Source organism: Pseudomonas sp. VA159-2 (genome assembly GCF_024126635.1).
Classification (GTDB): domain Bacteria; phylum Pseudomonadota; class Gammaproteobacteria; order Pseudomonadales; family Pseudomonadaceae; genus Aquipseudomonas; species Aquipseudomonas muyukensis.
The window spans coordinates 1-25,273 of sequence record NZ_JAMYBV010000006.1 but is presented as its reverse complement, the minus strand read 5'-3'; the positions used below and the strand labels follow the sequence as shown (position 1 = coordinate 25,273).

Here is a 25,273-nt window from a genome sequence, read left to right as displayed (position 1 = left end):
GGGACAATGACTTTTGCCTGCCAGGCAAAGAGCGCGGGTATTACCAGGCCAGGGGCGCGTCGAAGCCTTTCCAGCATACCCAGCGCCGCACCTCGGCGTGGGCGCCGGTGCCGATCTGCCATTGCGGCCGGCCGCTGTCCAGGGCGATCAACGAGATGAACCCGGCGTGGCTGGCCGCCACCAGGGTGCGGCCGTCGGCGCTGATGTCCAGGGCGCTGATGGTCGAGCCGAGGTAATGCTGCCAGTGTTCGCCACCGTCCTCGCCAAAGGCGCGCAGGTAGCCATGGGCATCGCCGACGATGTATTCGCCGTGGCGGGCGACCCCGGCATGGATGCGCGCCCCCTGCTGCAACAGCGGCGTGCGCGGATGGTCGCTGCCGGGTTCGGTGTCAAGGCCAGGCAGGTCGGCGACCCGCACGCCGAGGCTGGCGCCTTGGCAGCGGTGGCAGGCATTGAGCAGCAGCTGGTCGCCACGGCGGTTGAACAGGGCGAAATGCGGGTGCTCGCTGGCCGGGCCGATGGTTGCCACCGGCTGCAACTGGTCGTCCAGCACCAGGTGGCGTCCACCTTGCTCGCCCAGGGCGATCAGCCGGCCATCCGGGGCCAGGGCCGCGTGTGCCATGGCCAGGCCCAGGGCGATGTCGTCCGGGTCGACGCCTCGCTGCAGCTCCTCGAGGATGGCCTCTTGGCGCGGCAGCAGGCGGGTGGCGCCGCCGGCGGCGAGCACGAAGATTCCGTCGTCGCTCACCAGCAGCACCCGCTGGCCGCAAGGGAAGGGTGTGAGTGCGATGGGCGCCGGCGGCAGGTCCAGCGGTTCGAACGGATAGCCCGGGGGCAGGCCTTCCAGGCCGTGGGGCCAGGCCAGCCGGGCCGCCAGCGGGCCGCCCCAGCCATCGGTGACGCGTACCCCTTCGGCGTTGGCCAGGGCATAGTAGCGCCGCTGCGGGCAGCGGCCGAAATGGCTGATGCCGATCACCGGGGTGACGCTGTGGGCGTCGATGCGCAGCACCTGGCCCTTGTCCTGGGGCAGGCCGACCCGCGCCAGCAGGCTGCCGTCATCCAGCAGCAACAGGGGGCCGACTCCCTGGGCCTGTTCGTCGAGCAACGGTAGCAACGGCAGGTGCGCAGGCGGCCAGGCTTCGCGGAACAGTTGGCGTTGCGGCTCGTCGACCCCCGGCCGGTTGATCGCCAGCAGGGCGGCCTGCCAGGCCTCGAGCAGGTGCCCGGTGGCTGGCGCCGGCGGCTGCGCGAGGTCGTCCCACCCGTGCGCGCGGCCCTGCGCGACGTACTGGTTGACGGCCTCGGCATAGGCGATCACCGCCTCGCGCCACTGCTGCTGGGGGTGCTGCTTGTTCATGGCGGATCGAACTCCTTGTTCCGCAATGTTGTCAGGAAGGGTGCATCAAAACGGTGCATGGTACTCCGTCCGCGCCTGTGGTTGTGAGGCCCGGGCTTGATGCGTACCATGCCGGGCATCCTTTCAATAAAAAACGTGCGCCACCGGGCCTGGAGCAGGCAGGTGGGGCGCGTCATATCGCCTTGTCCGCGGAGAACAGTTTTCCCCCATGAATGGTCCCGTACCCACCTCGTTGCCCCCCACCAGCGGCAACGGCAGCTGGCTGAGCGTCATCGCCCTGGCGCTGGCGGCGTTCATCTTCAACACCACCGAGTTCGTCCCGGTGGCGCTGCTCAGCGATATCGGCCGCAGCTTCGACATGAGCACCGCGCAGGTCGGCCTGATGTTGACCATCTACGCCTGGGTGGTGGCGCTGGCCTCGCTGCCGATGATGCTGATGACCCGCAACATCGAGCGGCGGCGCCTGTTGCTGCTGGTGTTCCTGGTGTTCATCGTCAGCCACCTGCTGTCGTGGCTGTCGCAGAGCTTCGCCATGCTGTTGCTCAGCCGCATCGGCATCGCCCTGGCCCATGCCGTGTTCTGGGCCATCACCGCTTCGCTGGCGGTGCGCGTGGCACCGCCCGGGCAACAGGCCAAGGCGCTGGGCCTGCTGGCCACCGGCACCACCCTGGCGATGGTCATGGGTATCCCGCTGGGGCGGGTGGTGGGCGAGGCCCTGGGTTGGCGCATCACCTTCCTGTGCATCGCTGGCGTGGCCCTGGCGACCATGCTCTGCCTGATCAAGTCGCTGCCACTGCTGCCGAGCCAGAACTCCGGTTCGCTACGCAGCCTGCCGATCCTGTTCAAGCGTCCGGCATTGGTGATCACCTATGCGCTGGTGACCCTGGTGATCACCGCGCAGTTCACTGCCTACAGCTACATCGAGCCGTTCGCCCTGCATGTGGCGCAGATCGGCGGCGAGCGCACCACGCTACTGCTGTTGCTGTTCGGCGGCGCCGGGGTGTTCGGCTCGTTGCTGTTCAGCCGCTACAGCGACCGCTACCCCCATGGCTTCCTGGTCGGGGCCATCGGCGCGCTGGCGGCCTGCCTGTTGCTGCTGCTGCCGCTGTCGGGCAACTTCTATGTGTTCGCCGGGCTGAGCATGGTCTGGGGCGTGGCGATCCTCAGCTTCAGCCTGGCGTTGCAATCCAAGACCCTCAAGCTGGCTTCGGATGCCACCGACGTGGCCATGGCGCTGTTCTCGGGGATCTACAACATCGGCATCGGCGGCGGCGCCTTGCTCGGCAGCATCGTCAGCAGCCAGACGGGCGTCGCTCACACTGGCCTGGTGGGCGGCAGCGTGGCCCTGGCCGGGTTGCTGCTGGCGCTGGCCAGTACCCGGCGCTTTCGCGAGGCGCAGGGGCATCCGCCGGCCTGACTGGGCGGCGGCGGGGCACAGGGGGGCGGGCTTGCTCGGCGAGTAGCGGCATGCCCGCTGCCACCCTTCAGATCAGCAAGGCCGACCACGCCGATACCAGCAACAACCCCGCCAACCCCTGGTTGAACCCGCGCAACCGCCGTGGCGAGCGTAACCAGCGGGCGCTGCCCACCCCCATCAGCGCCCAGGCGGTCATGCTCGGCAAGGCCACCAGCAAAAACACCAGGGTCAGCCACCACATCGGCAGCGCCGGGCTGGCGAACAGGCCAACCATGGCCACCGCCGTCACCCAGACCTTGGGGTTGACCACCTGCAAGGTCGCCGCGCTCAGTGGCGCCAGCCCAGCGCGGGTGCCTTGCACCAACGGCGCACTGGCGCTGCGCAGCATCTTCCACGCCAGCCAGCTCAGCCACAGCGCCCCGGCCCAGCTCATCGCCTGCTGTGCCAGCGGATAGCGCAGCAGTACTTGCCCCAAGCCAAGCCCGACCATCAGCACCACCAAGGCCGCCGCAAGACAGGCGGCGATGATTGGCGCTGCGCTGGCGCGCAGGCCGTGACGGGCGCCATGGGCGAGGATCAGCAGGTTGGTCGGCCCCGGGCTGATGCTGGCGGCGACGGCGAAGAGGATGAAGGGCAACAGCGTATGCGACATGGCGAAAGCTCCGGTTGTTCGAAGCCCCATGCTCGCCTTGGGCGGGGTGTTCAGTCTGGAAGGTTTGAGCAGCGCTTGCGGTAGTCCGCCGGGGTCAGTCGATAGGCGCGGCGGAACCAGCGACCCAGGTGGCTCTGGTCGGCGAAGCCCAGGGCCGAGGCCACGGTGGCGGGCGTCTGGCCACGGGCCAGCAGGCGTCGCGCCCGGGCCAGGCGCAGTTGGATCAGGTAGGCGTGCGGGGCCAGGCCGAAGGCGGCCTTGAAGGCGCGGGTCAGGCGGAAGCGGTCGACGCCGCACACCTGGGCCAGCTCGGCCAGGCCGATGTCCTGGTCCAGGTGGGCATGCAGGTAGTCGCGGGCAAGCTGCGCGGTCAGCGGCAGGCGTGGGTCGGGGTCCAGGCGCTTGCGCCAGTGCAGGTGGCCGGTGAGGCAGGCCAGCAGGTCGTCCAGGGCAGTCTGGCGGACGATGCGCAGCTCCTGCTGATGGAGCGTCGTGAACGCCCGGGCGGTGGCCCCGGCCAACCGCGTGTCATGGTGCAGCAGGGCGCTGAAGCCGGGCAGGGCGTCCCGCGGGGCCTGCTCGAACAGCGCGCGCAACTCGGTATCGAGCCAGTTGGGGTCCAGGTACAGCGTGGAGTAGGTGAAGCCGTCCGCGGTCGGCGCGTGGCCGTCGTGCAGGTCGGCGGGCTCCAGCAGGAACACGTGCCCAGGCGTGCTCTGATGGCGCTGGCGGCGGCAGTTGAACTGCTGCACGCCTTGCTCGGTGAAGCCCACCAGGAAGCTGTCGTGCCAGTGCGGGTCGTAGGCATGGCCGACGAAGTGCGCGCGCACCGACTCGATGCCGGTGTCGGCGTCTTGCCTGAGGTCGATCCAGTTGCTCATGGCGATGGCCGTGCTGCGTCGAGGCGCCTACCTTAGCGCAGAACCTGCCGGCGGTTTAGAACGATTGTGCAGCCATCAACGCTGGGCGAACGCCAGGTTGATGCCCAGCCCGGCGAACGAGGCGGCAAAGCCGCGGCGCAGCCAGGCCTGGACCTTGGGCGAGTCGATCACCGCACGGCGGAACAGGTGGGCGAGTAGGCCATAGAGCACGAACACGACGAAGGTCATGGCCATGAACACGGCGCTCAGGCCGAGCATCTGCACGCTCGCGGAGCCCGCGTGCGGGTCGATGAACTGCGGCAGGAAAGCCAGGAAGAACAGCGTCAGCTTGGGGTTGAGTATGTTCAGCAGGCAGGCCTTGAGCACCCGCTGCCCGGCACTGGCGGGGGCGGCCTTGGTGTCCACGACGAAGGCCGCGCGATCGCGCCAGGTGGCGTAGGCCAGGTACAGCAGGTAGGCGACGCCGGCGAACTTCAGCCCCTGGAACGCCAGGGCGCTGGTGTGCAGCAGCGCCGACAGGCCCAGCACCGAGGCCAGCAGGTGCGGGACGATGCCCAGGGTACAGCCCGAGGCGGTCCACAGGCAGGCGCGGCGCCCCGCCACCAGGGCACTGGAGACGGTGAGAATGACCCCGCTGCCGGGGATCAGCACGATGATCAGGGCGGTAAGCAAAAATTCCAGGCTCGGCATCGCAGGCAGCTCCTTGCAGTCGGCGGTGGACGCACTATACGCCCGGTGCCAGGCGCTGCAACATCTGCTCCGGGCGCAGGGTGGCGAAGCGTTCGCCCAGCCACTGGTGCAACTGCGCCACGGCGGGCGTGAGCTGCTTGCGGTGCGGGCACACCAGGGTCACCGGGGTCAGCTCGCCCGGGTGCTCGGGCAATAGCACCTCCAGTTCGCCGGCGGCGACGTTGCGGCTGACATCCAGCCACGACTTGTAGACGATCCCTTCGCCCTCCAGGGCCCAGCGCCGCACCACATCGGCGTCGTCGCTGAACAGCGGCCCGCGCACCTGCACGGTGCGGTTGCCCAGGCGCCACTTGTCGTACACCCGGCTCTGTTGCAGGTACAGCAGGCAGTCGTGCTGCAGCAGGTCGTCGGGGCTGCGCGGGCGGCCATGGCGGGCCAGGTAGTCGGGCGAGGCCACCAGCACCCGGCGATTCCACGGCGCCAGGGGCAGGGCGATGTAGTTGGCGTCTTCGTTCAGGCCGTAGCGGATGGCGACATCCACCGGGTCGCGGTACAGGTCGGCCAACTGATCGGAGAGAAAGAACCGCAGGCCCAGCCCCGGATGCTCGCGGCGAAACGCGCTGAGCCATGGCCGCAGCAGGTTGCGGCCCATGTCCGAAGGCGCCGCCACCTGCAGCACGCCGCGCAGGCAACTGTGGCTGCCATGCAGGTCTTCGCGGCCCTGGCGCAGGGTTTCGAGCACCCGCTGAGCGGTGGGCAGGTACAGCTCGCCCTCGGCGGTCAGGCGCAGGCTGCGGGTAGTGCGGGCGAACAGCCGCACATCGAGCTCGCGCTCCAGGCGCTTGACCGCCGCCGCCACCTGGCCCGGCAGCAGGTCGGCCTCGTGGGCGGCCGCGGTGAAACTGCCCAGGGCGCTGGCCCGGGTGAACAGTTCCAGGTCGGTGATACGCAGCATTTTCACTCCAGGGATGAAAGTGTTGCTGCATTGTGCTGGTTTTTCTTTCGTGGCGGGAAGATAAGATTTGCCTCATTCACGATCCCTTGAGGAATTGCCGTAGATGGACACCGTTACTCTCGCCAAGCGCCGTTACACCACCAAAGCCTACGATGCCAGCCGCAAGATCCCCCAGGCCACCCTCGATGCCTTGCTCGAGCAACTGCGTCACAGCCCCTCGTCGGTCAACTCGCAGCCCTGGCACTTCATCGTCGCCGACAGCGCCGAAGGCAAGGCGCGCCTGGCCAAGGCCACCGATGAACGCTTTGCCTACAACAGCCCGAAAATTCGCGATGCCTCCCATGTGCTGGTGTTCGCCGCCCGTACCGAGATGACCGAAGCCCACCTGCAGGCGGTGTTGCAGCAGGAAGCCGACGACGGCCGTTTTCGCACGGAGCAGTCGCGCGATACCCAGGACCAGACGCGCCGCGGTTATGTGAACCTGCATCGCCATGATTTCAAGGACGTGCAGCACTGGATGGAGAAGCAGGTCTACCTGGCCCTGGGTACCGCGTTGCTGGGCGCCGCCGCCCATGGGCTGGACGCCACGCCGATCGAAGGTTTCGATGCCAAGGCCCTGGATGCCGAGCTGGGCCTGCGTGAGCGTGGCTTCACCAGCGTGGTGCTGTTGAGCCTGGGCTATCGCAGCGAGGAAGACTTCAACGCCGGGCTGAGCAAGTCGCGCCTGCCGGCTGCCGAGGTGTTCACCTTCCTCTGATGGCGCAGGTTGGCACCGGCGTTGGCGGTGTTCGCTCCTACACGACGATGCCCCATGCGCTGTAGGAGCCAGCCTTGCTGGCGAAACAGGCGACACAGGTGTGCCGGGCTTACACCGCCCGGGCCTGCAGTTGGCGCAGGCCGAGGTAGATCAGCTAGGCCGCGCCGGCCAGCTTCAACAGCGGGAACGCCGTGGGCAGCGACATCAGCAGGGCGCCCACGCCCATGGCCACGGCGCCGTTCAAGCTACTGCCTGGTTCTGCTTACCAGCGCGCTACCGCCGCCCCATTCACCACCCGCCCGAACACCGCCAGCGCGACGTCGATATCGGCCTCCTGGGTATAACGCCCCAGGCTCAGGCGCACGCTGTTGCGCGCCTGGCGCTCGTCCAGGCCCAGCGCCAGCAGTACATGCGAGGCCGCGTTGCTCGCCGAGTTGCACGCCGAGGTGCTGGACAGCGCCAGCTCGCCCGCCAGGGCCAGGCTGTTGAAACCCTTGGCGTCGATGCACAGGTTCAAGGTATGCGGAACTCGCTGCAACAGGCAGCCATTGAGGCTCACCCCGGGCAGGGCCAGCAGCCCGTCGCGCAACCGCTGGGCCAGGTGCGCGATGTGTTGGTACTCCGGTTCGTCCGGCTGGCCGGCAAGGGCGAAGGCGCTGCCCATGCCGACGATCTGGTGGGTGGCCAGGGTGCCGGAGCGCAGACCGCGTTCATGGCCGCCGCCATGCATCTGCGCGCGCATCAGCGGGCGGGCGCGGGGGCCGACATACAAGGCGCCGATGCCCTTGGGGCCATAGACCTTGTGCGCCGAGAACGACATCAGGTCGACCGCCTGCCGGCCCAGGTCGATCAGCACCTTGCCCACCGCCTGGGCGGCGTCCACATGCAGCAGCGCGCCATGCGCGCGTACCAGGGCGCCGAGCTGGGCGAAGTCGGTGACCGTGCCCAGTTCGTTGTTCACCGCCATCAGCGACACCAGCCGGGTGTCCGGGCGCAGCGCCGCGCGCACGGCGTCGGGCTGGATCAGGCCCTGGTCGTCCGGCGCCAGGCGGGTCACCGCCCAGCCCAGGCGCTCCAGTTCGGCAGCGGTGTCGAGCACGGCCTTGTGTTCGAGCTGGCTGGTGATCAGGTGCCCAGGTTGCCCGCAGCCTTGGGCGATGCCTTTGAGCGCCAGGTTGTTGGATTCGGTGGCGCCGGAGGTCCACACCAGCTCATCGGCCTGGGCGCCAACCCGCGCGGCAACCTGGGCCCGGGCCTGCTCGACCGCTTCGCGGGCGGCCTGGCCATGGGCATGGCCGCTGGAGGCCGGGTTGCCGAAGGTGGCGTCGCGGCCCAGGCAACTGAGCATGGCGGCGATGACGCGGTCATCGGCCGGGGTAGTGGCGGCATAGTCGAAGTAGAGCGGGGTGCTGGGCATGATTGCGGCGAGTCCGTGCAGGGACGCCGCCTGTCGGCGTCCATGTACTGCATCCTACCGGGGGCTGTAGGTGAATGTTTTTCCTATGTGCCAGTGGTTCGCGGTCTTTGTGAAATAAAAAAACCGTGTTTTAACGCAAGGAAGAAAATTTTTCTCCTGGCGCCTCGCGGGCATCTGCACCATTACAGCGCTCAGGCGCTTTCCAGCGCCTGCTGGTCCTGGGCCACCACCCGCTCGCACAACTCGATGATCTGCTCGCGCATCCAGCGGTTGGCGGGGTCCTGGTCGGTGCTTTCGTGCCAGTACAGGTGGGTCTCCAGGGCCGGGATCTCCACCGGCAACGGCTGGTGGCGCAACTGGTGGCGACGGGCGAAGCGCTCGGGCACGGTCATCACCATGTCGGTCTGCTGCAGCACCTGCGAGGCCATCAGGTAGTGCTGCGAGCGCAGCGCCACGCGGCGCTGCACGCCCATCTTGCCCAGGGCCAGGTCGACGTAGCCCAGGCCGTTGCGGCGGCTGGAAATATGGATGTGGGTCATGCCCAGGTAGCTGTCCAGGGTCAGCTTGCTCTCGGCCAGCGGATGGCCAGGGCGCATGGCGCACACGTAGTGGTCCTGCATCAGCTTGACGTGGCGCACCTGCGGGTCGGTGTTCAGCGGCGCGTCGACGGCGAAGTCCAGGCGCCCGGCGGCCAGTTCCTTGGTGGTTTCGCGGCGCTTGCACAGGAAACTCTCGATCACCAGCGCCGGGGCCAGGCGCCGCAGGCGCTGGAACAGCGGCGGCAGGATCACCGCCTCGGTGAGGTCGGTCATGCTGATGCGGAAGGTCTTGCTGGCCTGCAGCGGGTTGAAGATGCGGCTCTCCTGCACCGACGTGCGCAGCAGCGACAGGGCGTTGCGCACCGGGCCGATGATGTTCTGCGCCATGGGCGTGGGCACCATGCCCTGGGCGGTGCGCACGAACAGCGGGTCGTTGAAGGTTTCGCGCAGCCGCGACAGGGCGTTGGACACGGCTGGCTGGGTGATGCCGACGATCTGCCCGGCGCGGGTCAGGTTGGCTTCGGTGTAGATCGCGTCGAAGACGATGAACAGGTTGAGGTCGACCTTGCTGAGGTTCATGGGCGCCGCTCTTGTTGGAGTTATCGGCCGATCATATATTGGTTATGAATGTTTATACACGAAGAAAATAGGCTAGGTGGATGAAGGGTGGCTGTTCTAGGCTCAGCCCATGTTCTTCATTGACTGAAGGTAGCCCCGATGGATTTCGCCTATTCGCCCAAGGTCCAGGCGCTGCGCGAGCGTGTCAGCGCGTTCATGGATGCATACGTGTACCCGGCCGAGCCGGTGTTCGAACGCCAGGTCGCCGAGGGTGACCGCTGGCAGCCCACCGCGATAATGGAAGAGCTCAAGGCCAAGGCCCAGGCCGAGGGCCTGTGGAACCTGTTCCTGCCCGAGTCCGAGTATGGCGCCGGGCTTAGCAACCTGGAGTACGCGCCGCTGGCCGAGATCATGGGCCGTTCGCTGCTGGGGCCGGAGCCGTTCAACTGCTCGGCGCCGGACACCGGCAACATGGAAGTGCTGGTGCGCTACGCCAGCGAGGCGCAGAAGCGCCAGTGGCTCGAGCCACTGCTGCGCGGCGAGATCCGCTCGGCGTTCGCCATGACCGAGCCGGACGTGGCCTCCTCGGACGCCACCAACATGGCTGCCAGCGCCGTGCGCGACGGTGATGAGTGGGTGATCAACGGTCGCAAGTGGTGGACCTCCGGTGCCTGCGACCCGCGTTGCAAGGTGATGATCTTCATGGGCCTGTCCAACCCCGAAGGCCCGCGCCACCAGCAACATTCGATGATCCTGGTGCCCACCGACGCGCCCGGCGTGAAGATCGTTCGCCCGTTGCCGGTGTTCGGCTACGACGACGCGCCTCACGGCCACGCTGAAGTGGTGTTCGAGAACGTGCGGGTGCCTTACGAGAACGTGCTGCTCGGCGAGGGCCGTGGTTTCGAAATCGCCCAGGGCCGCCTCGGCCCAGGCCGCATCCATCATTGCATGCGTTCTATCGGCATGGCCGAACGCGCCCTTGAGCTGATGTGCAAGCGCTCGGTCGAGCGCACCGCCTTCGGCCGGCCGCTGGCGCGGTTGGGCGGCAACGTCGACAAGATCGCCGACTCGCGCATGGAAATCGACATGGCCCGCCTGCTGACCCTGAAGGCCGCCTACATGATGGATACCGTCGGCAACAAGGTGGCGCGTAGCGAGATTGCGCAGATCAAGGTGGTGGCGCCCAATGTCGCGCTGAAGGTGATCGACCGGGCCATCCAGATCCATGGCGGGGCAGGGGTGAGCGGTGATTTCCCGCTGGCCTACATGTATGCGATGCAGCGCACCCTGCGCCTGGCCGACGGGCCGGATGAAGTGCATCGGGCGGCGATCGGCAAGTACGAGATCGGCAAGTACGTGCCGAAGGAAATGTTGCGTAGCGGGCACTGACGAGCATCGTGACCAGCCCGCTCAGGTTCGGCTGCACGCCTGAGCAGGCTGGTTACAGGGTTGGTTTTAAGACTTTTCTCTAGGCGGAGTAGGAAAGGTCTCTTTCGCTTTTTCTCGGGTAACAGGGCGAACTTCATTTGTTAGGTTCTTGAGCTTTCAGCGCAAAAGGAACCTGCACATGTATCGCGTCAGTCTTGATGGGAAAGGCCAGGCAGTAGATGGTGATGTCACCACCACGGGTGCAATTTGCATTGCCAGCGGTGAGAGTTACATCTGTGATGGGCGAAAGGTCCTGCGGGTCGGGGACTCGACTACCGAATGTCCGCTCTGCTGCCAACCTGGCGTCGTTGTAGAGGGCTACCTCGGGTGGATTTCCGACGGTCAGCCACTGGCGATGGATGGTTCCCTGGTTGCCTGTGGCTGCCCGAACGGCAGTAACAGGGTGGTTGCTCCTTTGGGTGGAATGGCGCCGTCCAGTCATTCCATGCATGGCAGGCAGACAACCGCGGCGACGGCCCCCAGCGCCCGCACTCTCCATGCGCCAGCCAGCGCACAGATGCCTGGCGCCATCGCCTCTGTGCAAGTCGGGTTGGAACCCGGTTTTCATATCGTTCCCCGCAGCATGTCCGGCCCCCAGGTACTGGCGCAGTTGTTGGCGCAGGACAGCACACTGCCTATTGCACGCATCCAGCGCCTGAACCCTACCTTCGACCAAGGTTTCAAGGCCGGTGAAATCTTTGTCCTCGGTGACCCCGACAACCACCACGCCTGCACCCGCGAGGAGGCCGACCTGATGGCTGCGGCGCAGCGGGCGCGGGAGGCACTGGCTGTGCTCGCCGAGCAGGAAGCCAACTTCATGATGCAGCACATTGGCGAGATCGCCGGGGTGCTCAACGGCGCGAGTCAATCCATGGGCATTGGCAAGGACATGCTGTCGCGTGGGCTGGGGCAGGTGGGAGACACACTCAAGGGGCTGGAAAGCCTGCATCAGCGCGAGTTCACCTTGCACGGGCATCTCAATAGCCCGCAATTCTTCGAATCACGTCGAGCGCTCTATCAGCAACTAAATGCACAGCTGCGTAGTGCATTTCTAGGCAAATACTTGAACCTCGGTGGGCATGAAAGCCTGCGTAAGAGCTTGAATATCTCCACCAAAAGCCTCGTGCATCACTGGTCCAAGGCTGGTGCGCCGGGGGCGGTGCCGGGGTATGCGACGCATTTGGATGAAGTGGCGAAGATGTCGAAGTATTTAAAGTACGGCGGGCATCTGGCGGTGGGGCTTGGAGCTACCTCGTCCTACCTGAAAGTCCAAGATGTGTGCAGAGCTGGTGAGACTGAGGCGTGTAAGAAAATCCGCTTTACCGAAACAGGCAGCTTCTCAGGCGGTTTGGCAGGAGGAGTTGCAGGTGGTGGCGCCAGTGGCTTGGCGATAAAAGTAGTGTGTAACTTTGGTGTCTGGGGTAAAGCTCTATGCGGTATCGCGGTCGTTGGTGCTGGTTCATTTGCAGGGGCCGAGGGTGGCGCGGATGCAGGGGAGTGGTTGGGTGAGCTGATCTACAAGGTTAATTATGATTGACCTCAGTGGATTGCCTGTCGGTTTGCGGATAGTACTGCTGATTGTTCCGTTTGTATTGTTGATTATCGGGGTCGCTATCAATGCCTATATTGCAGGGTCGCGTCACTTCAATGTTATGTGTCATGCCTTTGGACGCAGTAGTGGTCTTGACGACGAGATCGCTGTATGGGGTACGAGGAATTTGAAGTCACGGATGTTGATCGTTAGCAGCATGAGCCTAGGTGTGATATGGCCATCCTTTGGGCATCGTTGCGGGTGGTTGAGCATTAAAGATAGCGATGAATTTCCCAGTTACCTGAAGTGGAGGATGAAGTTGAGCAGCTATTGTTTGCTGGCTGGCTTAGGGGGGCTGTTTTTCCTAACGACATTTGTGAAGGTCATAGAGTAATGAGTGTTTAGGTGCTGTTTGCAAAACGCTACACTAGTGCGGTTCAAGTGCGTCTGGTTCCTCTGATGGCTGCGGCGCAGCAGGCGCGGGAGGCACTGGCTGTGCTCGACGAGCAGGAAGCCAACTTCATGATGCAGCACATTGGCGAGATCGCCGGGGTGCTCAATGGTGCGAGTCAATCCATGGGCATTGACAAGGACATGCTGTCGCGTGGGCTGGGGCAGGAGGGAGATACACTCAAGGGGCTGGAAACCCGATCTACCTGAAAAGGCGCATGAAGCTAGGTATGTACTGCATTCTGATCGCTGTTGGCTGGATGGCTTTCGTTGCTCTTCTGGTGCAGTTCAAGCGCGTTTCCATCTGCATGGCCGGGTCGAGTGAACGTTGCCCATCGTAGATGCTCATGTTGGTCCAACAAGCCAGCCCCGCATTAGTAGAGTTTCAGGTACCAATGCAGGGCCCGGTGGTCAGGCGCTTACTCAAGGCGTCTTGAGGTCCAGCAGCAGATATCAGCCCAGCGGATTCAAACCCCCGCCGCCAGCTTTGCACCCACCTGCCGACGACGATAGGCACTGTCCCGGCTGGCCAGCCACCAATACAGCGGCGAGGTGATTGCCAGCCCCACCAGCCACGACAGGTCGGCGCCATTGATGTGCGCGGACACCGGCCCGACATACAGCGGCGTGTTCATGAACGGGATCTGCACCGCGATACCCACCGCATAGGCGATCAGCGCCTGGGGGTTGTAGCGGCCGTAGATACCGCCATCGACCTTGAAGATCGACTGGATGTCGTAGTCGCCCTTGTGGATCACATAGAAGTCGATCAGGTTGATCGCGGTCCATGGCACCAGCACCACCAGCAGCACCAGTACCATGTCGACGAAGTGGCTGATGAAGTCCGCCGAGGCGAACACCGCCACCACGCAGCAGGCGGCGAGGACGATCAGCGACAGCACGGCGCGGCTCTTGGCGGTGGGGATCCAGCGGTAGGCGAAGGTCTGCACCAGGGTAATGATCGACAGCACCGCGCCGTACAGGTTGAGAGCGTTGTGGCTGATCACGCTGAGCAAGAACAGCACCAGCATCAGCGGGCCGAGGCTGCCGGTGGCGAGCTAGACCGCGTCCATGGTGTCCATGCCTGCCGGGATCGCCAGCACGGCCACGGCGCCGAAGATGAACGACAGGCTCGAGCCCAGGGCCGAGCCGAGGTAGGTGGTCCAGAAAGTCGATGAAACCTTCACGTCTGCCGGCAGGTAGCGCGAGTAGTCCGACACATAGGGGGCGAAGGCGATTTGCCATAGTGCCGCCAGCGACACTGTGGCCAGCCAGCCGGCCAGGTTGAAGCTGCCGCGGCTGAGGAAGTCGTCGCTTTGCACATGGCTGAAGATATAGCCAAAGCCGACCACGATGCCGATGCCCAGCACCCAGGTGCCGATACGGTTGAGCACGTGGATGAAGCGGTAGCCGATGATGCCGATGATGCCCGAGCCCAATGCGCCGACGACGATGCCCGCCGGTACCGGCACGGCGTCGACCACGCCGTGCAGCGATTTGTCGGCGAGCACGATGTTGGAGGCGAAGAAGCCGATGTACATCACCCCGGCGATCACCACCACCAGCAGGGCGCCGAGCGAGCCGAACTGGGCGCGGCTCTGGATCATCTGCGGGATGCCCATCTGCGGGCCCTGGGCCGAGTGCAGGGCCATGAGCACGCCGCCGAGCAGATGGCCGACCAGGATGGCGACGATGCCCCACAGCAGGTTGAGGTGGAACAACTGCACGCCCAGGGCGCCGGTGACGATGGGCAGCGGGGCGATGTTGCCGCCGAACCAGAGGGTGAACAGGTCCCTTACCTTTCCATGGCGGTCTTGCGGCGGCACGTAGCCGATCGTGTGTTTCTCGATGAGGGGTGCCGAATTGGCTGCACGGGTCATGACGGACTCCAAGGCAAGGTGGGGCAAGCGAGGCTGCCCAGGTGCGTGCCGGCAACGGGCGACGCGTTCTTGTTGGAGCGATGATGCGGGGCGGGTGGGGCGGGGGAAATTAGTAAATTTGTGCTTATGGACGTTAAAAAACCTAAGGCTGGGCGTGCACATGCACGGATCACCCACATTGGCTGCGCTCATGGAACAAACCGCACCTCATTGATTTAGCGTGACCCCTGTAGGAGCGGCCTTGTGTCGCGATAGGGGTGCGCAGCGCCCCCAGTTCTGCGTATCAAGCTGATATTGCCGGGGCCGCTATGCGGCCCTTCGCGACACAAGGCCGCTCCTACAGGGGACTGCGGGAGCCGGCTTGCCGGCGAACCAGGCGCTGCGGTGGTTGGAATCTGACGGTTTGAATTCAAGAGGGCCGGGGCCGCTATGCGGCCCTTTCCGACCGGTCCGACGCCTCGGCACGGCCGCGCCTACATCGGCAACACCCGGTCCCGGATCACCTCCTTCATCACCAGCGTCGAACTGAGCCGCCTGACGTTGGGGATGCTGGTCAACTGTTCGTCGTACAGCTTCTGGAACGCCGGCAGGTCCTTGGCCACCACGTGCAGCAGGTAGTCCGGGTCGCCGAACAGCCGCTGCGCCTCGACGATCTGCGCGATCTCGCCCAGTGCCGCCTCGAAGTCGGCGACCGGTTGGCGGGTGACCTCGCGCAAGGTCACGAACACCAGCGCGGCGAAGTTCAGGCCCAGCGCGGCTGGGGCCAGGCGCGCGTGGTAACCGAGGATGGCGCCGGACTCTTCCAGCGCCTTGAGCCGGCGGTGGCAGGGCGACAGGCTCAAGCCCACGCGATCGGCCAGTTCGGTCACCGACAGGCGTCCGTCTTTTTGCAGCTCGGCAAGGATTTTTCGATCGGTGCGGTCCATGGGGGGGAATCTTCCAGTTTGGTGGCCTAACTGGGAAATATACGAAAGAAAGTCCTCCAACGATATCCGTAATCTTGCTTTCACTGAAACCGTTGTGAAAGGAAACCATCGAAGTGGCCATGAGTGTATTGGCGGCGTTCTGGGCCGTCTCGTTCCTGTTCGTGATCACCCCGGGCGCCGACTGGGCCTATGCCATCTCCGCCGGCATGCGTGGCCGTTGGGTGGTGTCGGCGGTGGCGGGCATGCTGTCCGGGCATTTTCTCGCCACCTTGATCGTCGCTGCCGGGGTCGGCAGCCTGATCGCCGGGCACCCGCTGGCACTGACCCTGCTGACCCTGGCCGGCTGCCTGTACCTGTTGTGGCTGGGCGGCAACCTGCTGCTCAACCCGGCGGTGCCCGAGGCGGGTGCGAGCGGCGAGGGCGACAGCGGCTCGCGCTGGGCGCTCAAGGGGTTCTGTGTCAGTGGGCTCAACCCCAAGGTGTTCCTGTTGTTCCTGGCATTGCTGCCGCAGTTCACCGACCCGCAATCGAGCTGGCCACTGCCGTTGCAGATCCTGCTGCTGGGGCTGGTGCACCTGTGCAGTTCGCTGGTGATCTACCTGTTGGTGGGGTACGGCGCCAAGGCGGTGCTGCGTACCCGCCCGGCGGCGGCGCGGCTGGTCGGGCGGGTGTCTGGGGGGGTGATGATCGCCATTGCCCTGGGGTTGGTGGTGGGGCAGATGGCGTAGGCGCGATCCGCAGCGTCAGGGCAAGGGCGATCGTTGCAGGCGCCGGCGTAGCCGGTGCCCGCCACCGCGTTACAGAACCGGCGCCACCTGTTGCATCTCCACCCCATCGAGCAACGCCTCGACCACCGCCTTGGCGGCATCCAGCCCGTGGTCGTTGGCCATCAGCAAGTCCTGGCAGGTGCCGCTTGCCAGTTCCATGGCCTTGAGGTTGGTGGCGAAGGCGCCCTTGAGCAGGGTGGACAGGTGCACCAGCGCATCTTCGAGATCGACGCCCTCGCGCACGGCGAACAGCGACGGGTGGCTGCACTCGCAATTGCCGAAACTGCAAGGGGCCGTGGTGGCGCGGGAAGGGGGATCGGGTAGACCTTTCGTCATTGTGTCGCTCCTTGATTCAATGGAGCCGCCACAAATCGCTACCAAACGAATGGTGACGGCTGTACGCAGGTTGGTAGACCGGGAATCAAGGAAACCGGCGCGCACGAAGGCGCCCCACGCACAGCCGCCATAAATCGAAACAGCGGGCACAAAAAAAGTGCCAACCGAATCGCTAAGCGGCGCTAGTGCGCCTTGATTGATCGCGGGCTACCAAACCCGGCTGCTGGACTTACAGCAGCGGCGCAAGGTTACCGGGCTCAGCGAAGCGTTTCAAGGCAGGTTCATCTGCGGATACACTTGCCCACTCACAACAACAAGGATGTGCATGATGCCCGAAACCAGCAACCTGTTAGCGTTCGCCCTGATCAGCCTGGGCATGGTCCTGACCCCCGGGCCGAACATGATCTACCTGATTTCCCGTTCCATCTGTCAGGGCCGCGTGGCAGGGCTGATTTCATTGGGCGGGGTGGCCCTGGGCTTCATCTTCTACATGCTCTGCGCCGCGCTGGGCATCACCGCCCTGGTGATGGCGGTGCCGTTTGCCTATGACGCCTTGCGCATCGGCGGTGCCTTGTACCTGCTGTACCTGGCCTGGCAGGCGTTGCGCCCCGGCGGCCGCTCGCCGTTCCAGGTGCGCGACCTGCCGGCCGACAGCCCGCGCCGGTTGTTCGCCATGGGGTTTCTGACCAACCTGCTCAACCCCAAGATCGCCGTCATGTACCTGTCGCTGATGCCACAATTCATCGAGCCGGGCCACGGCAGCGTACTGGCGCAGTCGCTGGTGCTGGGTACTACCCAGATCGCTATCAGCGTCACGGTCAACGCGCTGATCGCCTTGATGGCCGGCTCGATTGCCGTGTTTCTCGCCGGACGTCCCTTGTGGCAGCAATTGCAGCGCTGGTTGATGGGCACCGTGCTGGCCGGGCTGGCCCTGCGCATGCTGGCCGAAGGGCGGCATTGAAGCAGGTTACGGCAGTTCGTTGAGGAACTTGCATCGCCGGGGGAACGTCTGCCGCGAACTGATTTCATATCATCAGATAGATGGCAATCTGCCCCGGGGCAAGCAATGGTCTGCATGACATGAAATCAGTCCAGGACACTGGTAAGCATCACCACGACATACCCGCCTGCCTGCTCAATGGCGGTGCGGTCAGCGCCTTGTTGCAGGCGATGGACTGGACCGATTCCCCGCTGGGGGCGCCGCAGCGCTGGTCGGCCAGCCTCAAGGCGACCATGTCCACGCTGCTGCCGGCGCAGGCCCAGATCGTGCTGTTCTGGGGCGCGGAATACGTCGCGCTGTACAACGATGCCTATTCGCCCACCATCGGCTTGAAGCACCCACGGGCGCTGGGCCGACCGGCGCGGGAAAACTGGCGAGAACTGTGGGACGATCTCGAGCCGCTGTTGCGTGGGGTGCGCGAAACCGGGCAGACCTTCAGCGCCAAGGATCGCCCGTTCTATATCGAGCGACAGGGCATTGGCGAGACAGTCTATTTCGACGTGTCCTATTCGGCCGTGCGCGAGAGCGACGGCAGCGTGGGTGGAATACTGTGCATCGTCAACGATACCACCGACCGGGTACGTTTCCAGCGGCGCCAGGCGTTTCTACTGGAGCTTGGGCAGGCCTTGCCGGGGTTGGGGGATGCGGCGCGCATCGAGGCTCACGTGGTCGAGCACGTGGCCAGGGAGCTTGGCGCAGCCCAGGTGTACCTGGGCGAAGACATGGGGGACGGTGCGCATTTTCGGGTTGGATGCGACTGGAGCGAGGGCCTGCCATCGCTGGCGGGCCAGCAAGCCTATGCCGATTTCGGGCCGTCGCTACGCCAGTCCCTGGCCCAGGGCCAGGTGATCCTCCGTGAACACGGCGCCAGTGCCACGTGTGCAGGGCTACGGGTGTCGCTGCATGTGCCGATACTGCGCGCCGGACGCCTCGAAGCCATGCTCGCCGTTCACATTCATCACCCCCATCGCTTTTCCCAGGATGCCCTCAGCCTGGCGGAGGAAGCCGCCGAGCAGGCTTGGTCGGCCATCACCCATGCGCGTGCCGAGCGGGCGCTGCATAGGCTCAACGAAAGTCTCGAGGAGCGTGTCGCCAGTATGCTGGCCCAGCGTGAAGCCGCACTGCTGCAGTTGCATGAAGCGCGCAAGATGGAGCTGGTTGGCCAGCTCACTGGCGGTATCGCTCACGATCTCAACAACATGCTTACCCCGATCGTGGCCTCGTTGGAATTGCTGCGCCGGCATCCTGAGCCGGCGCGGGCCGAGCGTTTGATCGACGGCGGCCTGCAGGCGACGGACCGGGCGCGCAACCTGGTCGGGCGGCTGCTCAGCTTTGCCCGACGCCAGACGCTCAAACCGCAGCCGGTGTCGCTGGCTGAGCTGGTGCAAGACATGCATGAGCTGATGGCGCGTTCGCTCGGGCCGACCATCGGCGTGCAAGTGCGGATCGACGCTGGGTTGCCCACCGTGTTGGTCGATCCGCACCAACTGGAGCTGGCGTTGCTCAACTTGGTGGTCAACGCTCGCGATGCCATGCCCGACGGGGGACAACTGACGGTCACCGCAGGCCTCGAACCCGATGGTCCGGCCAGGCCAGACGGGGTGGGCGAAGAGGTGCAGGTCTGGTTGCAGGTGGGTGATACGGGCATCGGCATGAGCGAAGAGGTACTGGGGCATTGCATCGAGCCCTTTTACTCCACCAAAGGCGTGGGGCGCGGTACTGGCTTGGGGTTGCCCATGGTGCAGGGCTTGGCGTTGCAGTCCGGTGGCGGCTTCGGTATTCGATCGCGGGTTGGGGGAGGGACCGAAGCTACGTTGTGGTTACCGGTGAGCGATCAGCAGGTGGTCCAGGCCGCGTCGGATTTCAAGCACGTGCAAGTCGGCAGTCGCCCCGTACGTGTCTTGCTGGTGGACGACGAGGTATTGGTCCGCCAGGCGACGCTGCTGCAGCTGCGCGAGTTGGGTTATGAAGTGGTCGAGGCTTCAGGTGCCGCCGAAGGTTTGGCCTTGCTGGACAAGGGTTGGTGCCCGGACCTGTTGCTGACCGACCATGTCATGGCCGAGATGACCGGCGTGCGTTTTGCCCAACAGGTGCGCGAGCGCCTGGCGGACCTGCCGGTGCTGATCATCACCGGCTATGCCAACCTGACGCCGCGCGAACTGCATGGTTTCGAGGTGCTGCGCAAGCCGTTCCGCCAGGATGAGCTGGCGCAGAGCCTGGCGCAGCTGTTGCGCGGCAGGGGCTGAGGCGGTGGGGTTGGCATTCGGGGCAGGGGCTCGCCCCGGCACTTTTGAATCGAGGCCGTCATGTTCCAACCACCGCAGCGCCTGGTTCGCCGGCAAGGCCGGCTCCTACGGGCGGGTGTCTGCCTGCAGCACCGCATCACCACGGGACGAGGATTGTTGATCGCCTCAGGGCCACCAAGTGCCTGCCGTAAGCCCTGCAGCGCCTGGCAGGCATTGATGCAGCTGTCGCTAGTTGCATGCGTGGGACTGATAGCATGGGCGCTAGCTCGCCTCGAGCCATCAGCACAGCGCCGCTTCCGGATAATTCGAATCACCCCCGCCGCACATGCTTGACCAGCACCTTCTCCAGCAACTCCCACATCGAGGCATCGGTACTGAACGCCACGTTAAAGCGCATCCACCCGGTGGCCTGGGCATCGACCATGAACAACTGCCCGGGCCCGAGCATGATGCCTTGCTCCAGGGCATCGTCGAGCAACGCCGCGCTGTCCGGAATCGCCGGGTGGCGGGTCCAGATGTACATGCCCTCGTCCGACTCGATGAACAGCTCGAAGCCCAGCCGATGCAGGTGCCGGCCCACCTCCTGGTGCGCCTCGGCCAGGCGCTGGCGCAGGCGCTTGAGGTGCTTGCGCCAGCGACCATCGATGATCGCCGCGTACACCACCCGTTCCATCACCTGCGAGGTGGTCAGCCCCGAGCGCATCTTCAGGTGCAGCAACTGCTGCATCAGCTCGGGGTTGGCCAGCAGGTAGCCGACTCGCACATTCGGCGAGATGCTCTTGGAGTAACTGCCGACGTACACCACCTGCTGCAGGTGATCGAGGCTGGCCAGGCAGGGCTGGGGCTCGGCGATCATGTCGGCGTACAGGTTGTTCTCCACCAGGCGCAAACCGTGCTGGCTGGCCAGTTGCAGCAGGCGGTGCAACTGCGCCAGCGGGGTGCGCGAGCAGGTCGGGCTGTGCAGGTGCGGCTGGGTGAAGAACGCGGTAGGGCGATGGTGCGCCAGCAGGCGCTCGAGCTGGTCGAGATCGTAGCCGGCAGGGGTGCGCGGCACGCCCACCAGGGTGGCGCCCTGGGTACGCAGGATGCTCATCAGGTTGGGGTAGCCGGGGTCATCGACCAGCACCACGTCGCCAGGGCGCACCAGGGTGCGCACCGCCAGGTCCAGGGCCTGGCTGGCGCCGTGGGTGAGCATCAGCTGGGCCGGGTTGGCGACGATCGACAGCTCCTGTTGCAGGTTCTGCGCGGTCAAGGCACGTAATTCGGGCAGGCCCATGGGGTCGCCGTAGCCCGACAGCTCCAGCGGGCTGCCGGCCACCTGGCGCAAGCCGCGGCGCAGGCCTTCCTCGTACATCCACTCGTTGGGCAACCAGCCGCAACCGGGCTTGTAGGGCAGCTGGCGGATTTCGAAGATCTGCTGCAGGTACCACTCGGAGTTGAAGGTCGGGCGGGCGGTATCGGCCTCGAGCTGCTGCGCGTCCAACAGCTCGTTCGCCGCACGATTGACGAAGAAGCCAGCATTGCCCTTGCTCACCAGCAGGCCCTGGGCCACCAGGCGGTCGTAGGCCTCGACCACGGTGAAGGTACTCACCGAATAGGTGGCGGCGAAAGCGCGGATCGACGGCACCTTGGTCCCGGGTTTGAGGGTCTGGTCGTCGATCAGGGCGCGCAGCCCATCGATGATCTGGTTGACCAGCGGGGTGGCGGAGTCCGGATGTAGCTGGAGCATTCAGGGGCCTTCAGGTGTGCCAGACGGCAGGCGTCTGCTGGGCATCGCAGGTGTATTGCATGGGCGACCTGTACAGTGCAGTGCGTAAATCATGCCGCTGTGCATGGCTCAAAGTGTTCGACATTTTTACATTACGTGTCAGATATCGCCAACACAGCACGCGACAGCGCCATGAATAATCACAATATCGCTGCACCTCAGTCGAGCCGCGTCTCGCACCCTCTTTTCCCGAGGCCGGGCGCCCAGCGCCCGTCCCCAGCATGGTTCAGTTCGACCAGGGCCCGCGCCCTGGCCGCGTAAGCAGGCCGCCACGGATGGCCTGCGTGTGCACCGCACACCTCCCTGCCCGCACTGATGTACAGGTGAGTCCGATAACCATCGGGGTTTCACAGTTTTTCCTTGGATAAAAAGAAGCACGGGGTAATTGACTGATGGAAGCTACATCCACATCCACCACCGCGAAGGACGGGCACGAGAGCAAGCTCAGCGCCTCGTTGAAGTCGCGCCACCTGACGATGATGTCCATCGCCGGGGTGATCGGCGGCGCCTTGTTCGTCGGTTCCGGCAGCGTGATCCACAGCGCCGGCCCGGCGGCCGTGCTGGCCTACCTGGCCGGTGGCATCCTGGTGGTGCTGATCATGCGCATGCTCGGCGAGATGGCCACCTCATCGCCCGACACGGGCTCGTTCTCCACCTACGCCGACCGCGCCATCGGCCGCTGGGCCGGCTTCACCATCGGCTGGCTGTACTGGTGGTACTGGGTGATCCTGATGGCCTGGGAAGCCTATGTGGCGGGCAAGATCCTGCACGGCTTCTTCCCCGATGTCAGCGTCAACGTGTTCGTGCTGGCCACGACCTTGCTGCTGATCACCGTCAACTTCTTCAACGTCAAGCACTACGGCGAGTTCGAGTTCTGGTTCGCGCTGATCAAGGTGGTGGCGATCGTCTGTTTCCTGGTGGTGTGCACCGCGGCGGTGATGAATGTCTGGCAGTTCGGTGAAGTGCGCGGCATCAGCCACCTGACCGCCGAAGGCTTCATGCCCAACGGCATCACCACGGTGATTGGCGCGTTACTGGGGGTGATGTTCGCCTTCCTCGGCGCCGAGATCGTCACCATCGCCGCCTCCGAAGCCAAGGACCCGGCCACGCAGATCGTCAAGGCGACCAACTCGGTGGTCTGGCGGGTGTGCCTGTTCTACGTCGGCTCGATCTTCCTGATCGTCTGCCTGGTGCCGTGGAACGACCCGCAACTGGGTGTTTCCGGCTATGGCGCCTACCGGCGGACCCTCGAGCTGCTGGGCGTGCCCTATGCCGAGCTGCTGATGAACTTCGTGGTGCTGACCTCGGTGAGCAGTTGCCTGATTTCCGGCCACTACACCGCTTCGCGCATGCTGTTCTCGCTGGCCCAGCGTGGCGATGCGCCGCGCCTGTTCAAGTTCACCCGCACCGGTACCGGGGTGCCGGTGAACGCGATCATCGGCTCGTGCCTGGTGGCGGTGTTCTGTGCGCTGATCAACTTCAGCGAGACCCTGCGGCCGAAGGACGTGCTGGAAACGCTGATGAACACCACCGGCATGATTGCCTTGCTGGTGTACCTGGTGATCGCCTTCTCGCAGCTGCGCATGCGCCGCAAGCTGATTGCCGAGGGCAAGGAAGTGCGCCTGAAGATGTGGTTGTTCCCATGGCTGACCTACCTGGTGATCGCCTTCATCATCGCCGCGCTGGTGACCATGGCGTTCATGCCGGACTACCAGATCCTGGTGATCTCCACCGGTATCGCCGCGGCGATCGTGGTAGCCATGGGCGTGGTGCACCAGATGCGTGGCGCCAAGACGCATTGAGCACCCTTGAGGTAGCGCGCGGCCGGGTCCTGCAGGGGGCCCGGCCGTTTGCGTTCATGGCGTGCGCGGCCCGCTGCGGTCGAACCGCACCGAATGGCCGGCTTGCAGCGGCAGGCGTTGGCCGGCGCTGTCGAGTTCGGCGCTGCCGGCTTGCAGGTAGGCAGTGATCGCGCCGCCCTGGCGGGCCATCGACAGCTGGGCGTCGTGGGTGGCCAGGGTGCCGTGCTCGGTAACCAGCAGGAACGGCCGTGGGTCGTCATCGGCGACGTCCACCGCGAGCCGGCCTTCGAGCAGCGTGACGCGCCGTTGTTGCCCGTCGTACTCCACGTCGACGGCGCTGTTGGCCTGCAGCACCAGCAGCGTGCCATCGTCCAGGTGGCGCGACAGCTGCTGGCTGGCCGTGGTGCGCAGGTCGGCCAGGTCGAAGCGCTGGCTCATCCAGGGCGAACCGAGCAGGGCGGAGGCGGCGACCAGGGCGAGGAGGATGACGGCCAGGGTGGTTTTCATCGGGGCGCTCGGCGTGCGGTATGGAGCCTGAGCATACGGGGTCGGTTGCCGCTCTGTCGCGCAGTGATGCCTGGCGATGGCGTATGCTAGGCGCACCGCCACTGAAGGAGCGTTGTCCATGGCTTGGTCCGCCACCCAGTATTCGCTGTTCGAAGACGAACGTACCCGCGCCGTTCGCGACCTGCTTGCCGCCGTGCCGCCGCGCCCGGTACGCCATGCCACCGACTTGGGCTGCGGCCCGGGCAACTCCACCGAAGTGCTGTTGCAGCGCCATGCCGATGCCCAGGTCACGGCGCTGGACAGCGATGCCGACATGATCGACAAGGCCCGGCAACGCCCGCGCCTGAGCATTCCCCGGGTGCGCTGCGAAATCGCCGATATTGCCAGTTGGACGGCCCAGGAGCCGCAGGACTTGATCCTCGCCAATGCCTCGCTGCAATGGCTGGCGGAGCACGGCAGCCTGTACCCGCACCTGGTGCGGCAACTGAGCGAGGGTGGCAGCCTGGCGGTACAGACGCCGGACAACCTCGACGAGCCGGCCCACCGGCAACTGCGCGAGATCGCCAGCCGTGGGCCCTGGGCCGCCAAGTTCGCCGACTTCAGCTTGCCAGCGCGGCATAACGCGGCGTTTTACTACGACTTGCTGAGCCCGCTGTGCGCGCGGGTGGATGTGTGGCGCACGACCTATCACCACCCGTTGGCCGGCGGCGCCGAGGCGGTGGTGGAGTGGTTCAAGGGTTCGGCGTTGCGGCCGTACCTGGCGCGGCTGGATGAGCAGGAGCAGGGGGATTTCCTGCAACTGTATCTGCAGGCGATGCAGCGCGATTATCCGCCGGCCAGCGATGGCAAGGTGCTGTTGCCGTTCCCGCGGTTATTCGTGGTGGCGACGCGCTAGGCGCCGCAATACGTAGGCGTAGATGCCGAGGTTGATGGCCAGCAGCGCGGCGCCGAGCCAGAGTTGGATCTGTGGGTCAGGCCAGGGCGTCGGCGGCCAGGCGATAGAGCATGGTGTTGTGGCCTTGTTGTGGGCGATGGGGCTGGGTTCTTGGGGTTGGGGGGGCTTTTAAGCGTTGTAGGCGCATTCATTGGCGATGTCGACGCCCAGCCGTTTTGACGGCGACAGAATGCTCTTGCTCTTGCTCTTGCTCTTGCTCTTGCTCTTGCTCTTGCTCTTGCTCTTGCTCTTGCTCTTGCTCTTGCTCTTGCTCTTGCTCTTGCTCTTGCTCTTGCTCTTGCTCTTGCTCTTGCTCTTGCTCTTGCTCTTGCTCTTGCTCTTGCTCTTGCTCTTGCTCTTGCTCTTGCTCTTGCTCTTGCTCTTGCTCTTGCTCTTGCTCTTGCTCTTGCTCTTGCTCTTGCTCTTGCTCTTGCTCTTGCTCTTGCTCTTGCTCTTGCTCTTGCTCTTGCTCTTG

Annotated in this window: 22 protein-coding genes and 1 pseudogene; 10 read left to right on the top strand and 13 right to left on the bottom strand. The window is 65.1% G+C overall.

Features of this window, described 5'->3' with window-relative positions; genetic code table 11:
• Nucleotides 1–40: 40 nt before the first annotated feature.
• Nucleotides 41–1,357 (bottom strand): hypothetical protein, encoded by a 1,317-nt coding sequence (locus NJG22_RS07605; RefSeq protein WP_253093464.1) that lies wholly within the window; start codon nt 1,355–1,357, stop codon nt 41–43.
• Nucleotides 1,358–1,565: 208 nt separating this feature from the next.
• Between NJG22_RS07605 and NJG22_RS07600 the strand changes: the two genes are divergently transcribed.
• On the top strand, nt 1,566–2,774 hold the full coding sequence (locus NJG22_RS07600; protein ID WP_253093463.1) for a sugar transporter: 1,209 nt from the start codon (nt 1,566–1,568) through the stop codon (nt 2,772–2,774).
• Nucleotides 2,775–2,841: 67 nt separating this feature from the next.
• Here the strand turns inward: NJG22_RS07600 and NJG22_RS07595 are convergent, their stop codons facing one another.
• From NJG22_RS07595 to NJG22_RS07580, 4 genes are all read right to left on the bottom strand, one after another.
• Complete coding sequence (locus NJG22_RS07595; protein ID WP_253093462.1) at nt 2,842–3,426, bottom strand: LysE family translocator; 585 nt, start codon at nt 3,424–3,426, stop codon at nt 2,842–2,844.
• A gap of 50 nt (nt 3,427–3,476) precedes the next feature.
• Complete coding sequence (locus tag NJG22_RS07590) at nt 3,477–4,307, bottom strand: AraC family transcriptional regulator (RefSeq protein WP_253093461.1); 831 nt, start codon at nt 4,305–4,307, stop codon at nt 3,477–3,479.
• Between the two features lie 75 nt (nt 4,308–4,382).
• A complete protein-coding gene (locus NJG22_RS07585; protein WP_253093460.1) occupies nt 4,383–4,997 on the bottom strand; it encodes a LysE family translocator in 615 nt (204 codons plus the stop codon).
• Between the two features lie 34 nt (nt 4,998–5,031).
• Entirely contained in the window at nt 5,032–5,952 is a 921-nt protein-coding gene (locus NJG22_RS07580; RefSeq protein ID WP_253093459.1) for a LysR family transcriptional regulator, read from the bottom strand.
• Between the two features lie 103 nt (nt 5,953–6,055).
• Here NJG22_RS07580 and nfsB point away from each other — a divergent pair, with 103 nt between their 5' ends.
• Complete coding sequence (nfsB, locus tag NJG22_RS07575) at nt 6,056–6,709, top strand: oxygen-insensitive NAD(P)H nitroreductase (RefSeq protein WP_253093458.1); 654 nt, start codon at nt 6,056–6,058, stop codon at nt 6,707–6,709.
• A 262-nt stretch (nt 6,710–6,971) separates the two neighbouring features.
• Here nfsB and NJG22_RS07570 read toward each other — a convergent pair whose 3' ends face one another.
• Nucleotides 6,972–8,126: an aminotransferase class V-fold PLP-dependent enzyme gene (locus NJG22_RS07570; protein WP_253093457.1), complete on the bottom strand. Its 1,155-nt coding sequence runs from the start codon at nt 8,124–8,126 to the stop codon at nt 6,972–6,974.
• Between the two features lie 191 nt (nt 8,127–8,317).
• Nucleotides 8,318–9,244 (bottom strand): LysR family transcriptional regulator, encoded by a 927-nt coding sequence (locus NJG22_RS07565; protein ID WP_134692992.1) that lies wholly within the window; start codon nt 9,242–9,244, stop codon nt 8,318–8,320.
• Between the two features lie 138 nt (nt 9,245–9,382).
• On the opposite strand from NJG22_RS07565, the gene NJG22_RS07560 reads away from it, so the two are divergent.
• The 3 genes from NJG22_RS07560 (at nt 9,383) to NJG22_RS07550 (ending at nt 12,842) form a co-directional block, all read left to right on the top strand.
• Entirely contained in the window at nt 9,383–10,612 is a 1,230-nt protein-coding gene (locus NJG22_RS07560; protein ID WP_253093456.1) for an acyl-CoA dehydrogenase, read from the top strand.
• 178 nt (nt 10,613–10,790) lie between these two features.
• A complete protein-coding gene (locus NJG22_RS07555; RefSeq protein WP_253093455.1) occupies nt 10,791–12,188 on the top strand; it encodes a PAAR domain-containing protein in 1,398 nt (465 codons plus the stop codon).
• Nucleotides 12,189–12,587: 399 nt separating this feature from the next.
• Nucleotides 12,588–12,842, top strand: coding sequence for a hypothetical protein (locus NJG22_RS07550; protein WP_253093454.1), 255 nt, complete (start codon nt 12,588–12,590; stop codon nt 12,840–12,842).
• 257 nt (nt 12,843–13,099) lie between these two features.
• Here NJG22_RS07550 and NJG22_RS07545 read toward each other — a convergent pair.
• Both NJG22_RS07545 and NJG22_RS07540 read right to left on the bottom strand, forming a co-directional pair.
• A pseudogene (locus NJG22_RS07545) lies at nt 13,100–14,512 on the bottom strand (cytosine permease).
• Nucleotides 14,513–14,985: 473 nt separating this feature from the next.
• Nucleotides 14,986–15,438, bottom strand: coding sequence for an Lrp/AsnC family transcriptional regulator (locus tag NJG22_RS07540; protein WP_253093453.1), 453 nt, complete (start codon nt 15,436–15,438; stop codon nt 14,986–14,988).
• A 113-nt stretch (nt 15,439–15,551) separates the two neighbouring features.
• Between NJG22_RS07540 and NJG22_RS07535 the strand changes: the two genes are divergently transcribed.
• Entirely contained in the window at nt 15,552–16,166 is a 615-nt protein-coding gene (locus tag NJG22_RS07535; RefSeq protein WP_253093452.1) for a LysE family transporter, read from the top strand.
• 69 nt (nt 16,167–16,235) lie between these two features.
• Here NJG22_RS07535 and NJG22_RS07530 read toward each other — a convergent pair whose 3' ends face one another.
• Nucleotides 16,236–16,457 (bottom strand): hypothetical protein, encoded by a 222-nt coding sequence (locus tag NJG22_RS07530; RefSeq protein WP_217854010.1) that lies wholly within the window; start codon nt 16,455–16,457, stop codon nt 16,236–16,238.
• A 412-nt stretch (nt 16,458–16,869) separates the two neighbouring features.
• Here NJG22_RS07530 and NJG22_RS07525 point away from each other — a divergent pair, with 412 nt between their 5' ends.
• Both NJG22_RS07525 and NJG22_RS07520 read left to right on the top strand, forming a co-directional pair.
• Nucleotides 16,870–17,502: a LysE family translocator gene (locus NJG22_RS07525; RefSeq protein ID WP_134694142.1), complete on the top strand. Its 633-nt coding sequence runs from the start codon at nt 16,870–16,872 to the stop codon at nt 17,500–17,502.
• 119 nt (nt 17,503–17,621) lie between these two features.
• Nucleotides 17,622–19,787: an ATP-binding protein gene (locus tag NJG22_RS07520; RefSeq protein WP_253093451.1), complete on the top strand. Its 2,166-nt coding sequence runs from the start codon at nt 17,622–17,624 to the stop codon at nt 19,785–19,787.
• Nucleotides 19,788–20,097: 310 nt separating this feature from the next.
• Here NJG22_RS07520 and NJG22_RS07515 read toward each other — a convergent pair whose 3' ends face one another.
• Nucleotides 20,098–21,516: a PLP-dependent aminotransferase family protein gene (locus tag NJG22_RS07515; RefSeq protein WP_253093450.1), complete on the bottom strand. Its 1,419-nt coding sequence runs from the start codon at nt 21,514–21,516 to the stop codon at nt 20,098–20,100.
• 431 nt (nt 21,517–21,947) lie between these two features.
• On the opposite strand from NJG22_RS07515, the gene NJG22_RS07510 reads away from it, so the two are divergent.
• A complete protein-coding gene (locus NJG22_RS07510; protein ID WP_134694138.1) occupies nt 21,948–23,357 on the top strand; it encodes an amino acid permease in 1,410 nt (469 codons plus the stop codon).
• A 54-nt stretch (nt 23,358–23,411) separates the two neighbouring features.
• Here the strand turns inward: NJG22_RS07510 and NJG22_RS07505 are convergent, their stop codons facing one another.
• Nucleotides 23,412–23,864 (bottom strand): FecR domain-containing protein, encoded by a 453-nt coding sequence (locus NJG22_RS07505; RefSeq protein WP_253093449.1) that lies wholly within the window; start codon nt 23,862–23,864, stop codon nt 23,412–23,414.
• 118 nt (nt 23,865–23,982) lie between these two features.
• Between NJG22_RS07505 and tam the strand changes: the two genes are divergently transcribed.
• The gene (tam, locus tag NJG22_RS07500) at nt 23,983–24,759 is read left to right on the top strand and encodes a trans-aconitate 2-methyltransferase (RefSeq protein WP_253093448.1); all 777 of its coding nucleotides are present in this window, start codon (nt 23,983–23,985) and stop codon (nt 24,757–24,759) included.
• Nucleotides 24,760–24,927: 168 nt separating this feature from the next.
• Here the strand turns inward: tam and NJG22_RS07495 are convergent.
• A partial coding sequence (locus NJG22_RS07495; RefSeq protein WP_253093447.1) for a hypothetical protein occupies nt 24,928–25,273 on the bottom strand: 346 nt, incomplete at its 5' end.